The 14,363-nt window shown below is 68.5% G+C and carries 8 protein-coding genes; 2 read left to right on the top strand and 6 right to left on the bottom strand.

Annotated elements, in window-relative coordinates; genetic code table 11:
* The first annotated feature begins 217 nt into the window (after positions 1-217).
* The gene (locus ACTJKF_RS13000) at positions 218-667 is read left to right on the top strand and encodes an N-acetyltransferase family protein (protein ID WP_440624043.1); all 450 of its coding nucleotides are present in this window, start codon (positions 218-220) and stop codon (positions 665-667) included.
* A gap of 131 nt (positions 668-798) precedes the next feature.
* Here the strand turns inward: ACTJKF_RS13000 and ACTJKF_RS12995 are convergent, their stop codons facing one another.
* Together ACTJKF_RS12995 and ACTJKF_RS12990 are read right to left on the bottom strand one after the other, a co-directional pair.
* Positions 799-3,684 carry a beta-propeller fold lactonase family protein gene (locus ACTJKF_RS12995; protein ID WP_440623933.1) on the bottom strand — a complete coding sequence of 962 codons (2,886 nt, stop codon included), beginning with the start codon at positions 3,682-3,684 and terminating at the stop codon, positions 799-801.
* Positions 3,685-3,952: 268 nt separating this feature from the next.
* Positions 3,953-5,887 carry an SMP-30/gluconolactonase/LRE family protein gene (locus tag ACTJKF_RS12990; RefSeq protein WP_440623932.1) on the bottom strand — a complete coding sequence of 645 codons (1,935 nt, stop codon included), beginning with the start codon at positions 5,885-5,887 and terminating at the stop codon, positions 3,953-3,955.
* Between the two features lie 227 nt (positions 5,888-6,114).
* Between ACTJKF_RS12990 and ACTJKF_RS12985 the strand changes: the two genes are divergently transcribed.
* On the top strand, positions 6,115-6,267 hold the full coding sequence (locus tag ACTJKF_RS12985; protein WP_440623931.1) for a hypothetical protein: 153 nt from the start codon (positions 6,115-6,117) through the stop codon (positions 6,265-6,267).
* Between the two features lie 46 nt (positions 6,268-6,313).
* Here the strand turns inward: ACTJKF_RS12985 and ACTJKF_RS12980 are convergent, their stop codons facing one another.
* The 4 genes from ACTJKF_RS12980 to ACTJKF_RS12965 form a co-directional block, all read right to left on the bottom strand.
* The gene (locus tag ACTJKF_RS12980) at positions 6,314-7,621 is read right to left on the bottom strand and encodes a dicarboxylate/amino acid:cation symporter (RefSeq protein WP_440623930.1); all 1,308 of its coding nucleotides are present in this window, start codon (positions 7,619-7,621) and stop codon (positions 6,314-6,316) included.
* 241 nt (positions 7,622-7,862) lie between these two features.
* Positions 7,863-9,068 (bottom strand): MFS transporter, encoded by a 1,206-nt coding sequence (locus ACTJKF_RS12975; RefSeq protein WP_440623929.1) that lies wholly within the window; start codon positions 9,066-9,068, stop codon positions 7,863-7,865.
* Positions 9,069-9,177: 109 nt separating this feature from the next.
* Positions 9,178-11,196, bottom strand: a complete 2,019-nt coding sequence (locus tag ACTJKF_RS12970; RefSeq protein ID WP_440623928.1) for a VTT domain-containing protein — start codon at positions 11,194-11,196, stop codon at positions 9,178-9,180.
* 42 nt (positions 11,197-11,238) lie between these two features.
* Positions 11,239-14,358 (bottom strand): efflux RND transporter permease subunit, encoded by a 3,120-nt coding sequence (locus ACTJKF_RS12965; RefSeq protein WP_440623927.1) that lies wholly within the window; start codon positions 14,356-14,358, stop codon positions 11,239-11,241.
* Between the last annotated feature and the right edge of the window lie 5 nt (positions 14,359-14,363).

Genomic DNA, 14,363 nt, shown 5'->3' with positions numbered 1-14,363 from the left:
ACGTCACGAATCGACGAAAGACAGGGGTGACCAATGAGCACGTCCATGCCCGCATCGAAATGGAACGCCGGCGCGCGCTGGTCGGTTGCGCGGGCGCGAGAATGTCCTCGAGCATCGCCCGGGCGAGCGGCAGATTCCGTTGCCGAGCCTTTGACCTGCATCGTAAATGCTGGAATCATCGGCGTCGAAGCTCGCCCCGAGCGCATCCACATCGATCATGAAACCGGCGATCCGCCTGCGTCCCGCCTCCCCGTCCGACCTGCCCTTCCTGCTGACGCTCCGCCAACTCACGATGACCGAGCATCTGCAGCGCGTCGGCGCGCCCACCGACGACGAAGCGCACCACCAGCGCATCGCGGCGCACTTCGACGACGCGATGATCGTCTGCGAAAGCGCCGACGCCGGCATCCACTCGATCGGATTGCTGAAGGTGACACGCGCCGCCGCTGAATGGCACGTCCACCAGGTCCAGATCCATCCGTCGCGACAAGGGCAAGGCATCGGCGAAGCCGTGCTACGCGAACTGCTGGCCGAAGCCGCACGCGAGCACGTATCCGTATCGCTCAGCGTGCTGCACGGCAACCCGGCGCGGCGCCTCTACGAGCGGCTCGGGTTTCGGCTCCTGTCCGAAACGGACAGCTGCGCGAACCTGATATGGCACGCGTGACGTAGCGCAACCCGGCCAATCGCTCACGTGGCACGCCGGATGCCGCCCACGCGGACCCTGGCCGCACACCTCGCGAAAAACACCGGCCCTCCCGCCGGGAGGGCCTGCTTCCGCATCGACCCGCCTAACGATCAGTCGTCGTCGCGGCTCGCCACCTTCTGCGTCACGCCCCGCAGCTTCGGATACGGCTTCGCACCCATCATGCCTTTCCACAACACGCGGTTGAACTGATCCGCCGGCACCTCGTCGGCATCGTCGAAGTCAAACTTCGCCGTCACCTTCGCCCAGTACGCCGCGTCATGCGTCGGCGTGACGTCCGGCCCGGCCGCGTAGCGCGGCAGGTTCTCGCCCGCCCCGTCGGCCACGCGCAGCCCGGTGCCCTTCAGCGCCGTCGATGCGACGGCCGTGTAGCTCCACGACGCCGGGCCATGCACGTCGAACACGTCGGTCATCGGCCGCTGGTACGCGGTATTCAGGTTCATGTGCTGCGTGCCGAGCATGTCCTCGATGGTGCGCAGCGCGTTGACCTGGCTGTAGCGCGTGCGGATCACCGCGCCCTGCTTCACGTACGGCCCGACGATATACGCGGGCCCGCGGTGCGAATCCACGTGATCGGGGCCGTCCTGCACGTCGTCCTCGGTCACGACGATCAGCGTGTCGCTCGCATACGGGCTCTTCGCGACGGCCTCGACGAGCCGGCCGACGGCCAGGTCGTTGTCGGCCTGCTGCGTTTCCGGCGTATTCACGCCGGCGAACGCCGTGCCGAACGCGCCCATGTGATCGTGCGACAGGCGCACCAGCGACAGCGTCGGCAGGTTGCCGCTCGCGACGTACTGGTCGAACTCGCGCTTCCACTCATTGAGGCGCCACTGGTCCGGATAGGTCTGGTCGAAGCCGCGGAAGTACACGTCGGTCAGCGACGCCAGCCGCGGGTCGAGCGCGGCGGCCTGCACGACGCCGGCCGCGTGCGGGTCGACGATCGGGTTCGCGGCCGTGCCGATGCTGCCGATGTTGTTCACGAGGAAGCCGTAGTTGCGCACCGTGCCGCCGCCGGCCAGCACCGCGTCGAAGATGTAGCCGCGCTGACGGCCGAACGGCGCATCGGACGACGCATGGTTGCCGGTACCGGGCAGCAGGTTCGCCGCACCGCCCGGCAGGGCCGCGGCCGCGTTGCTGTAGTTCGTGGTGCCGGCCGGGCCGGCCGCGGCATCGCGCTGCTGCACGGTTTCCCAGTTGACCGGCACGCTGCGGTTCGTGCCCTCGCTCTCGTACGACAGGCCACGATTGACCGCCGCGTAGTTGATCTGCTGGGTGAGGGTCTCCGTGTTGGTGACGCGCCCCTGCAGCGCCCACGACCAGCCGTCCATGCTGCCGTCGCCCGGGTTCATGAAGTTGTCGAGCGTGACGAACTGGCTCGCCAGCCGGTGGAAGTTCGGCGTGATGTTGCGGCCGAACTGCGCCAGCCGGGGATCGGCGTCGGCGCCGTTGCCGATGTCGCCGAGCACCTGGTCGAACGTGCGGTTTTCCTTGACGACGTAGATCACGTGCTTGATGTGGCGGCGCAGGAAGCCCATCACTTCGTTGTCGCGGTCGTTGTCTTCCGGACGATAGAAGTTGTTGCGCGCGGCCTGCTGCGTCAGCTTCGGCAATTCGTGCGCCGCCGGCACCGGCGCGCTCACCAGCGACGCGCGCTCGAGCTGGAACTGGTATTCGTTCGACGCGCGCGACGCGGCCGCCTGCGCCGGGGTGGCGCCGAACAGGTGGTCCGGGTTCGGGCCGGTCGTGCTCTTGCCGTTGACCACGTACATCCACGTGCCGTCCGCGCTGAACGTCACGTCGTGCGGCTCGAAGGCGGTCGGAATCAGGCCGGTCACGCGAAATGCGCGCTCGCCCACGAGCGGAATGACGGCGATTTCGTTGGCGCCGGCGTTGGTCGCATACAGCGTGCGGCCGTCGCGCGACAGCGTGACAGCGTAGGTCGCCGCCCCCGTGTGTGCCTGGCCATGCGCCAGCACGCCGGCCGGCGCGCGCGCGTCGATCCGGTTCACGACCGCGTTGGTGTTCGTGTCGATCACCGCGACCTGGTCGGCGTTGTCCTGCGCGACGAACAGCATCGATTGCGACGCGTCGAGCGTCATGCCGAGCGCGTTGCCGTCCAGCTTGATGCGCTTGACCAGGCGGCCGCGCGACGGCGACGACACGTCGATCGCGACGATTTCGCGATCGCGATCCGACGACACGTACGCGACGCCGTTGCCCTTCATGACGACCGCGAACGGAAACGTGCCGCCGGCGTCGCCGCCGCGGCCTTCGTTGCCGGAGAAGAACGGACGCAGGTCATGCTCATAGCGCACGTTGTTGGTCGCGGTATCGATCACGCTGATCGAGTCGTTGTAGTTGTTCGCGACGACGAGCGTCTTGCCGTCGGCCGACAGCGCGAGTCCGGCCGCATTCGGCTGCACGCGGATGCCGACGCCCTTGCCGGCGTGGCCCAGCGCGATCGTGGTCGACAGCGCCCAGGTGCCGCCGTGCTGCGCATAGACGTAGACCGCATCGTCGCTGCCGCCGGTCGCATAGAGCTTGCCGCCGTCATGCGAGAACGCCAGGCCGACGAACGCGTTGGTCTGCTGAAGCACCTGCTTGAGCGCCGGGCGGGTCTTGTTCGCGCCCGCGACGTCGTACAGGAAGATGAATTGCGTCGAGGCCGCGGTGTCGGCCGTGCCGTCCGGCTTGTACAGCGAGTTCTGGCCGGCGGTGATGATCGCCAGCGTCTTGCCGTCCGGGCTCAATTGCGAGCGCACCGCTTCCCCCGCGACGAAATGCGGATAGGCCGGCAGCCCGGGATTCAGGAACTGCTGGACCGCGCCGCGCACGGCCAGCGGCGTGACGAACTGACCGCTCGGCACGCGCGCGGCATCGGCGGCGTTGAACCCGTCCGCCTGCGCGTGCGACGCAAGCAGCACGGCCGACATGACGGCGCCGAGCCGGAGCGCGCGCTTGACCTGATCTTTTTTCATAGGAATCCTCTTGAACAGTGGGGCAATTGCAGTCTGACGTGTCCGGCGTGATCCTGGCCGTGTCTGCCCGTGTCGCGCGGCGGCGAGGGCCCGGGCCAAGCGATCGAACGGGTTGCGTCGGCCATCGCCGACGTGCCGGCAATTACATCCCCACCCAATGTCAAGCGGATGACCGGCCCCATTGCAGGCCGGCCTATTACATCTCGTTACAGCGAAGGCGTTTCGATGACAGCCATCGCGGTGTCATCGTGGCATGCGGGGCCCGCCCTCAGGGCGTCCACCGATACACGGTGATGCTGTTCCCCTTCACGTTGTTCTTCGTCACCACGTATTCGCCGTTCGACCGGCGGTACGCGCGCACGCTGTACATCGCATCGATCGCACTGCTGGTGTCCACGGTCGCGGGGCTCGCGTTGACGAGCGTCGTGTCGAGATTGCCGGTGTCGAGGTTGAACGCGTCGATGTTCGGCCACAGCGGCCCGCTGCTGCTGAACCAGTAGCCGACGAACAGATGGTTGCCGGCCGCGTCGATCGACTTCGCGCCGCCGTGCGGCAGCGTGATCACCGGATTCGGCTTCGTCGTGTTGCCCGCGCTCCAGCCGTGATACACCTCGATGCGCGTGCCGATCGACGTCCAGTCGGTACTGCCGACGACGCCCTGCGCGAGCACCATCGTGTCGCTGTCGGCGAGATAGACGATACGCGTGAGCGGCTGGATGCTGGCGGGCACCGGCGTCGGCACGCCCGGCCCCCACGACGGCTTGCCGCTCGCATCGAAGCCGGTCAGCGGATAGTGATAAATGGCGCCGGTCTTGTCGAGGCCGGCCCAGACGCCGCCCCGGCTGTCGACGCTGAAGCCGGCCGACACGCGTCGGGTCGTGTTGAACGCGGGCCCCGGGATCGATCCGTCCGGAATCGCGACGTAACCGTTGGCCGCGTTGAAGTGGAAGAAGGCGTAGACCGGCGGATTCTGGCCCGCGGCGACGAGGATCCGGTTCGCGCCGACCGACGTCAGCAACCCGAAGTGCTCGTCGCGCTGCGTGTCGTGCATGTCGATGCGCGGGTCCGACGGATACGTGAACGGATCGACGGTGTTCGCGACGAAGGTGCCGCCGGCCGTGCCGCCATAGATGTGCGTGGCGCTGTAGAACAGTGAGCCGTCCGTGACCGGATCCGGCGCGGCGATGCCTTCGAAATTGAGCGACTGCAGTGTCCATCGCAGGCTGCCGGCGCTGCTGTACGCATGAATGTCGGTCGCGCCGTTGCGGCCGAGATCCCAGCTGCCGCCCCACGGATTGTTCAGCACGTACAGGTTGCCGGCCGTGTCCTTGCCGATCCCGGCGATGCGGGTGAAGCGCTTCGCGCCGACCTGCCCCTTGATACCCGTCGTCGTGTCGAGATAGCCGCCGCGCACGCCGAACGTGCCGGCAAGCGCGGGCCGGCCGGCGACCGTATAGCGCTTGATGTTCATGTCGGGGCCTTCGTCGCCGACCATCAGTTGCCCCGCCGCTGCATCGAAATAGAGCGCCGACGGCTGCGCCCCGGCGCCCAGCCGGATCGTGTTCAGCAGCGCACCGGCCGGGCTGAATTCGACGATGGCGCCCGCGCCTTTCTGCGCGACCCACACGTTGCCGGCCCCGTCGAGCGCGAGCGCACCCGGCGCGGACACGCCGATGTCCCGCTGCCAGACGCCGTCGGTCGTGAACACCCGCACGCGATTGCCGTAGAAATCGCTCGCATAGAGCAGCGAGCCGGCCGTGGCGAGCCCGGTGACGACGTCGATGCGCGGCTGGTTGGTCGCCGCGGTGACCTGGATCAGCTTGTCGCGGAACCGTGTGGTGCGGTTATAGCGCCCGACCGCCCCGCTGCCGTACCCGCTCCCCGGCTGCAGCGCGACGAACAGCGACGTCGCGTTGCCCGTGATCGCGCTGCCCTGGAATTCGGAATGCGTGCCGATCGAGCCGGCGCTCTTGCCGTCCCGGTAGATCGCGACGCCGCCTTCGTCCTCGTCCCACATCGATGCGGTGTAGATCACGCCTTCGGGCGCGACCCACATCGAACGCGCGACGTTGCCGACGTGCGCGGCGAGCGTGCCGTAGGTATTCGCGATCCAGTCGGTGGTATTGCCCGCGTATCCGGCCGGCGCAATCGCGGCGATCGCGGCGGCGAGCAGCACGGCCTGAAGCGGTTTTCTGGCGACCATGGCTGATGCGCTCCTGAATGGTGGCGTCATTCGTGTGAAGGGGCGGCCGGATGGTTTGAAATCGACAATGCGTAAATACTTCCGCTGAATCATCCGGCGCAGTCGGAATTACATCGGCCGTGCATTCGATACTCGGCTGCGCCGAGAATAACTTCAGATAAATCGAAAAAAATTGCGGGCCGCCCGCGCCTGCGATGAATGCGCCGCAGATGACTGCGAGAGAGTGAATGACCACTTACGCGTCCGGCACGACTATCGGGGAAAACGGGTGTTCGCCTGCGGGCATGTCGCCGCTGGCTGGCATGGGGTGTATTGAAGAACTGGCGGAGGGCATGTGCGGCGAATCGGGAAAAACGCCGGCGGGTCTCGCGCCGGCCTGAATTCCTGTCGAATCCAGGCCGGCACACATCATTGACTATCGAAGCATCACGCAGACGTCGCCGTCTCGCGCACCTCGACCTGCCTGATCTCGCCGCCGCCGCCGTCCGAATCCGCCTCGTCGCGCGGCCCGCCGAGCTGGCCTTCCCACTTCGCGACCACGGCCGCCGCGATCGAGTTGCCGACCGCGTTGGTGGCCGAGCGGCCCATGTCGAGGAACATGTCGACGCCCATGATCAGCAGCAGCCCGGCTTCCGGCAAATGGAACTGGTTGAGCGTCGCGGCGATCACGACGAGCGACGCGCGCGGCACGCCCGCCATCCCCTTCGACGTGACCATCAGCATCAGCAGCATCGTGATCTGCGTGCCGAGCGGCAGGTCGATCCCGTACACCTGCGAGATGAACAGCACCGCGAACGTGCAATACATCATCGAGCCGTCGAGGTTGAACGAATATCCGATCGGCAACACGAAGCTCGAGATCTTGCGATTCACGCCAAACCGGTCGAGCGCGTCGAGCAGCTTCGGATACGCGGCTTCGGAGCTCGCGGTCGCGAACGACAGCAGGAACGGCTCGCGAATCAGGCGGATCAGCGTGAATGCGCGCTTGCCGAGGAACGCCACGCCGGCGAGCGTCAGCACGCCCCACAGCAGCGCGAGCGCCAGATAGAAGCTCGCCATGAACTTCGCGAAGGTCAGCAGGATACCGAGCCCTTCCGTCGTGATCGTCGACGCCAGCGCGGCAAACACGGCGACCGGCGCGAACCACATCACCGCGCCCGTCACCTTGAGCATGACCTGCGCGAGATCGTCGATCACGCCGGTCAGGCGCTTGCCGGCATCGCCGAGCGCCGACAACGCGGTACCGAAAAAGATCGAGAACACGACGATCTGCAGGATCTCGTTGTTCGCCATCGCCTCGGCGATCGATTTCGGCACCAGGTGGACGATGAAATCCTTCAGCGTGAACGCGCTCGTCTTCAGGCCCAGCGCGGCATCGGCGGCCGGCAGCGGCAGGCTCAGGTGGCTGCCGGGCCTCAGGATCGTCGCGGTCACGAGGCCCAGCACCAGCGACGTGAACGACGCGATGAAGAACCAGCCGAACGCTTTCACGCCCACGCGGCCGACCGACCCGCTGTCGCCCATCTGCGCGATGCCGACCGTCAGCGTCGCGAACACCAGCGGCGCGATGATCATCTTGATCAGGCGCAGGAACACGTCGGACAGCAGCGACACGTAGCCGGCGACTTCCCTGGCCATTTTCGGGTCGGGAAACGCGCTATGACACGCGTAGCCCACGGCGATGCCCAGCGCCATCGCGATGACGATGTAGCGGGTGATGTTGTGCTTCTTCATTAGCAATCCAAATTACAGAACATGGTTTTCCAACGGCAGATCGATCGCCGGGATTGAAACGGGGACGGAATTCCGCGAGCGCGGCGCGCCGTTTCGGGTGCCGGAACCCGTCCGTGGGCATGACCACGGCGAACAGGGGGGGCATTCTATCGCAAACGCCGGACAAGCTTTCAAATCTGAAAGCAGACGGTGGCGCGCGGCACGGGAAGGCGGCGCGGGGCGGGCGTTCGCCCGCGCCGCGTCACGCCGCCGACGTGACGGGCCGCGGCATGAACCGGCACAGGCACAGCGGCACCACGACCAGCGCGGCGCCGGCGAGGAACGTGGTCGATGCGCCGAAGCGCGTCCACAGCGCGCCGGCGATGCTGCTCGCGAGCAGCATGCCGATCCCGCTCACCAGGTTGAATACGCCGAACGCGGTGCCGCGCAGCGCAGCCGGCGAGGTTTCCGACACCATCGCGGCGAGGATGCCCTGCGTGAAGCCCATGTGCAGCCCCCACACGGCCACGCCGACGAACATCGAGAGCGTCGACGCGCCGATGCCGAGCAGCAGATCGGCCGCGATCAGCAGCACCATGCCGGCCGCCAGCAGCACGCGGCGATCCAGCCGGTCCGACAGGATGCCGACCGGCCACGCGGACAGCGAATAGGCGACGCTCATCGCGACCATCACGGCCGGAATCCACGCGGGATCGAGCCCCGTCTGCTGCGCGCGCAGCACCAGGAACGCCTCGCTGAAGCGCGCGAGCGTAAAGGTCGCGCCGGCCCCGACGACGAACCAGTAGCTGCGGGGAAACTCACGCAAGGCGCGCCAGTGCAGCGGCGAACGAAAGCGGCCGGGCGATTTCGCGTGATCGGGCTCCCGCACGCCGAACATGATCAACGCGATCGCGACGAACGCCGGCACCACGGCAAACCACAGCACGGTCCGGATGCGATCGCCGAACCACAGCATCAGCACGATCGCGAGCAGCGGGCCGAGAAACGCGCCTACGGTATCCATCGACTGACGCAAGCCGAAGCACGCGCCACGGATCTCGGGCGGGGCGACGTCGGCCACCAGCGCGTCCCGCGGCGCGCCGCGAATCCCCTTGCCGACGCGGTCGAGCAAACGGGCCGTCACGACGAGCGCCGGCGTGGACGCCAGCGGAAACAGCGGCTTGGTCAACGCGGCGAGACCATAGCCGACCAGCAGCAGCCCCTTGCGACGCCCGAGCCAGTCGCTGATCGCGCCGGAGAATACCTTGACGATCATCGCCGTCGCTTCGGCCGCCCCTTCGAGCACGCCGAGCGCGACGACGCTCATGCCCATCGTCGACACCAGGTAGATCGGCAACAGCGCGTGGATCAGTTCGGACGAGAGGTCCATGAACAGGCTCACGAGGCCCAGGGCCCACACGGTCCGTGGAATCGCAGGCTTGGCGGCAATCGGTGATGGAGCGCTCATGATGGGTCGACGTCAAGGTTGGGGGCGGCGCGGCATGCCCCGGGGTTCGCTGTCGCAACGCATGCCCGAATGGCCCGAATGCCCCGATGCGCGGCTGCGCGGGAACGCGTCAGCGGCCGGCGACCCGCACACCGCGCGGCAATATCAGCGTGACGTGCCGATTCGCCGGATCGCCCGCCACCTCGACACGCGATGCCGCCGCCGCCACGTCCGCCAGGCCGGACATCCCGGCAGTATCCGGCCGGTTCGTGACACCGACCGTCGCGAGACGCCACGGTCGCCTGAACGTCTCCGGATACAGCGCACCATACCAGACCGGCACGCGCGCCGCCCCGTCGGTCGCCACCTCGTAGTCGGAGCGCCAGAGCCGCAGTACCGAACGGTTCGATGGCCGCGCCGGATCGATCCGGACGAAGGTCAGCGCCGCGCCACGGCCGTTCGACAGCCGCGGCAGCACCGGCAACGCGCCGACGGACGCATGCGGCGTCAGCCACAGCAACGCGGATTGCACCGACCATGCCGGCGCCGGCCGCCAGCCGGTCGCGTCGAGCCGCATGGCGACGGAGGCCGGGGCATCGGCCCATTGCAGCGGCAGCGCCTCCTCGCGATCGCCGCTCAGGTCGATGCGGGTCGCCGGCAGCGCGCGCCAGCCGCCCTGGGTCCACTGCCGGACCGTCAGGGCCGTCGCGGGCGAGGCCAGGCGGGTCCGGTCGACCTCGCGATTCGCGCCGCCGACACTCCCCCACACGCCGTAGACGGCCAGCGTGCCGGCCACGACGCACGTCAGCAGGGCCGGCCGCACGTCGTCGTGCACGTCCCAGTGCGTGTGAATGCCGGCCAGCACGGCAAACCATGCCAGTCCGAGCGCCCATCCGGCGAGCACGTCGGCCAGCCAGTTCGCCCCCAGATAGAGATGCGCGAAGCCGACCAGCACGATCCATCCGGTGATCGCGACGAGCACCGCGCCGCGCCATCGCGACGGCCAGCGGCGAATCAGGATCCAGCCCAACGATCCGTACACGAGCAGATTGAGCGTCGCGTTGCCGCTCGGCGACGGCGCGTGCGGCATGCCGGCCTGCCAGGCCAGCGACCGCGTGTAGTCCGACGGCTCGAGCACGGGACTGACGGCCGCGGCGACGCCGACCGCCAGCAGCCAGTAGGCGGCCGTGCGCCAGCATTGCCGCGCCGCCAGCCACAGCAGCACCACGGCCGCGACGATGAGGGCCACGCCCCATCCGCTCAGGTCGACGACCGCCGTCATCAGGTAGTCGACCGGCATCGTTTGCAGCGTGCGCAGGAAATTGTCGATCGCGACGTCGGCATCGATCAGCGGATCGTGCGCGACCACGTCCTGAAGAATGCCGACGTACAACCATACGCTCGCGACGAACAGCAGCGCGAGCACCATCAGCGTCGGCGATTCCGGGTGTTCGCGGCCGACGATGCCCGACATCCCGGCGACGAGGCGCGGATGCCGGCGTCCGAGGCATGCCATGGCCCGCCACGCGGCGGTCCGCGCGGCCGGCACGCCGTATCGCATCGCGACGCGCACGGCCCGGACGATCAACCAGATCAGCGCGGCGAGCAGGAGCAGCATCGCCGCAAGGCGCTCGCTCACGGCCGCCGCGAGCTGGGCCGACGCGCCGAACACGATTCCGGGCACGATATGCGCGGGCGACCATGCAAGCGCCGACGCGACATTCACCGGATAGAACGTGTGGCGCGGCATCCGCGCGGCGCCGGCCACGAGCGGGACGATCGCGCGCACCGGCGCCAGGAAGCGCGCCATCGCGATGCTCGCGCGGCCGTGCCGCTCGACGAACTGCTCGCCGCGCGCCCACGCCGCCGCCTGGCCGTGGCCGGCCCACCAGGCGCGCACGTCGCCGGCATGTCGGCGGCCCAGCTCGAAGCTGATGCCGTCGCCCGCGATCGCGCCGAGCGCCGCGATGCCGAGCGTCGCCCACACGTCCAGCACGCCGGCGCCGATCAGCGCGCCGGCCGCAAACATCACGATGCCGGCCGGGACCAGCGTGCCCACGATGGCGAGCGACTCCGCGCAGGCCACGCCGAACACGACGCACAGCACGAGCGCCGGATGAGCCGCGATACCGACAAGCCACGCATGCATGAACAGTTCCGGTCAGCGAGAAAGAGTCCGAACGCGCATGGCTTACCCGTTCGACGAAGCGGCCGGTGCGTCGGCCGGCGTGTCCAGTTCGAATCGCCCGTATCTCGCCGCGAGCGTCGGCAGGACGATCAGGTTCAGCGCGGTCGACGTGAGCAGGCCGCCGAGGATCACGATCGCCATCGGCCCCTCGATCTCGTTGCCCGCGGCGCCGCTCGTCAACGCGAGCGGCAACAGCGCGAGCGCGGTCACCAGCGCGGTCATCAGGATCGGGATCAGCCGCTCCGACGCGCCCCGCACCGCGGTATCGATGCCCCATCGCAGGCCCTCGACATGGACCAGGTGTTCGTAATGGCTGATCAGCATGATCGAGTTGCGCAACGAGATGCCGAACAGCGTGACGAAGCCGACCATCCCGCCGAGCGACAGGTCACCGCCCGTCAGCACGACGCTCAGCACGCCGCCCACCAGCGCGAACGGCAGATTGGCCATCACGAGCACGACCCCGCGGCGGCTGCGCATCGCGAGGAACAGCAGCAACGCGATGCCGACGGCGGACATCGCGCCGTAGACGAGCAGATCGTGCTGCGACTGCGAACGCGCCGCGCTTTCGCCGGAGAACACCGCGTAGGTGCCCTGCGGCATCGCGACGTCGCGGCTCACGCGTGCCTGCGCCTCCTTCACGAAATCGCTGACGGCGCGGCTGCCGAGCGTCACCGAGACCGTCTGCATGCGCCGGCCGCCGTCGTGCGTGATCTGGTAGCGGCCCGACACCTGGCCGAGCGTGGCGAGCGCCCGCAGCGGCACCGCGAGCCCGTCCGGATTGCGCAGCATCAGCGCGCCGATGTCGGCGAAGCCGCGGCGCGCGTCGGGCGCCAGGATGACGACGACATCGTGAGTCCGGCTGCCCTGATAGACCTGCGACACGGTCGTGCCCTGGTACGCACTCTGGATCGCATCGAGCACGTCCACCGGCCGGAAGCCCCAGCGGCTCAGCTGGTCGGGCTTGAGCCGCACGTCGAGCTCGGGAATGCCGGGCGGCGACTCGACCCCGACGCTGGCGACGCCGCGCAGCGTGCCGAGCAGATGCGCGATCTCCCGCGCCTTGCGGTCGATCACGTCGAGGTTGTCGCCGAACACGTTGACGACGACCGGCGCCGTGACGCCCGAGATCGTCTCGTCGATGCGCTCGACCAGGAACGTGTTGACCGACGTCGTGAGGCCGGGAAACCGTGCCAGCGACTGCTGGATGCGACGCAGCGCTTCACTTTGCCCGGACGCGCTCATCGGCACCAGGTCGACCTCGAATTCGCTCAGTTGCACGCCCATCGGATCGACCACTTCGTTCGCCCGCCCCGCGCGCTGCGCGACGAGACGCACGCCCGGCACCTGCATCAGCGCATGCGTGACCTGCGTGCCGATGCGCATCGATTCGGCGAGCGACGTGCCGGGCGCGAGCCCCATGTGCACGATGTAGTGCCCTTCGCGCAATTCCGGGATGAAGTTGCCGCCCATGAACGGCAGCGCCGCCAAGGCCGCGACGCACATCAGCGCGACCGCGACCATCACGGCCTTCACGCGCTGCTCGACCTTCAGCAACAGTGCCGTGTAGCGCTTCTTCAAGCCGGCCATCAGGCGCGGCTCGCTGGCCGGCAGCGGGCCGCGCGTGAGCAGCGCGAGCGCCATCGCCGGCGTGAGCGTCAGCGCGACGCCGAGCGACGCCAGCACCGCGAGGATGTACGCGGTGCCGAGCGGCGCGAACAGCTTGCCGGCCACGCCCGACAGGGTGAGCACCGGCAGGAAGATCAGCATCACGATGAAGGTCGCGAACACCACCGCGCTTCGCACTTCGAGCGACGCGCGCAGCACGACGCGAAACACCGGCAACGGCGTCGCTCGCGCACGATTCTCGCGCAGCCGCCGGTAGATGTTCTCGACGTCGATGATCGCATCGTCGACCACCTCGCCGAGCGCGATCGCGAGGCCGCCCAGCGTCATCGTGTTCAGGCTCACGCCGAACGACACGAGCACGATGATCGCGACCAGCAGCGACAACGGGATCGCGATGGCCGAGATCAGCGCGGTGCGGACATTGAGCAGGAACAGGAACAGCACCGCGATCACCAGCACCGCGCCGACCAGCAGTGCGGTGCGCAGGTGGCCGACCGACGCGTCGATGAAGGCGGCCGGCCGGAACACGTCCGGCTCGACGTCGACGCCCTGTTTCGCCAGCACCGGACGCAGCCCGGCCAGCACCCTGTCGATGTCGCGCGTCACGGCCCGCGTGTTCGTGCCGTACTGGCTTTCGAGCACGAGCATCACGCCGGGCCGCCCCATGATCGACGCGGCGCCCATCGCCGGCGCGTCGCCCCACGTGACGGTCGCGACGTCGGACAGGCGCACCGCGACCCCGTTGCTCCAGCGCAGCACCACGCCCGCCAGCTGGGCCGGTGTCGCGATCTGGCCGTCCGCGTTGACGGCGATCCGCTGGTTGTCGTTCTCGATGAAGCCGGCGCCGCGCACGCCCGTCGACTGGCGCGCCGCGGCGATCACGTCCTGGATCGACAGCCCGTAGCGCATCAGTTTCGCCGGATCGACCTGGATCTGCAGCTGGCGCACCTGGCCGCCGAACACGATCGCATCGGCCACGCCCGGCGCACTCATCAGCTGCGGCCGCATGATCCATTGCGCGGCGTCGTAGAGGTCGGCCAGCGAGCGCGTCCTCGACGTCAGCCCGATCGTGCGCACCACGCTGGTCGTCGTCGTCAACGGCAACAGGTGCGGCGGCAGCACGCCGGCCGGCAGCGTCGCGGCCAGCGCATTCACGCGTTCGGACACGAGCTGGCGAATCTGCATCACGTTCGCATGCGCATCGAATATCAGCGTGATCGACGACAGGCCCTGCATCGAGCGGGACCGCATCGACTGCAGGCCGACCATGCCGCCGAGTCCGTTCTCGAGCGGCTGCGTCACCAGCGTTTCGACCTGCTCGCCGGTCAGGCCCGGTGCCTCGACCTGGACGATGCTCGTCGGCGGCGCGAATTCGGGAAAGACGTCGAGCTTCGCGCGCGTCAGCGAAAAGAGCCCGTAGCCGGCGGCCAGCACGGCGAGCGCATACACGATGCCGCGAAAGCGCAGCGAGAACCGGATGATCGCGTCAAGCATGGGCA

Source organism: Burkholderia sp. 22313 (genome assembly GCF_052045245.1).
Classification (GTDB): Bacteria; Pseudomonadota; Gammaproteobacteria; order Burkholderiales; family Burkholderiaceae; genus Burkholderia.
Note: the sequence above shows the minus strand (reverse complement) of the source record. Positions and strands in the feature narration are given on the sequence as shown.

Excerpts from the sequence above, each read along its gene's own strand:
- ACTJKF_RS12995 (WP_440623933.1), bottom strand. The coding sequence starts at position 3,684 with ATGAAAAAAGATCAGGTCAAGCGCGCGCTCCGGCTCGGCGCCGTCATG.
- ACTJKF_RS12990 (WP_440623932.1), bottom strand. The coding sequence starts at position 5,887 with ATGGTCGCCAGAAAACCGCTTCAGGCCGTGCTGCTCGCCGCCGCGATC.
- ACTJKF_RS12975 (WP_440623929.1), bottom strand. The coding sequence starts at position 9,068 with ATGAGCGCTCCATCACCGATTGCCGCCAAGCCTGCGATTCCACGGACC.
- ACTJKF_RS12985 (WP_440623931.1), top strand. The coding sequence starts at position 6,115 with ATGACCACTTACGCGTCCGGCACGACTATCGGGGAAAACGGGTGTTCG.
- ACTJKF_RS13000 (WP_440624043.1), top strand. The coding sequence starts at position 218 with ATGAAACCGGCGATCCGCCTGCGTCCCGCCTCCCCGTCCGACCTGCCC.
- ACTJKF_RS12980 (WP_440623930.1), bottom strand. The coding sequence starts at position 7,621 with ATGAAGAAGCACAACATCACCCGCTACATCGTCATCGCGATGGCGCTG.
- ACTJKF_RS12965 (WP_440623927.1), bottom strand. The coding sequence starts at position 14,358 with ATGCTTGACGCGATCATCCGGTTCTCGCTGCGCTTTCGCGGCATCGTG.
- ACTJKF_RS12970 (WP_440623928.1), bottom strand. The coding sequence starts at position 11,196 with ATGCATGCGTGGCTTGTCGGTATCGCGGCTCATCCGGCGCTCGTGCTG.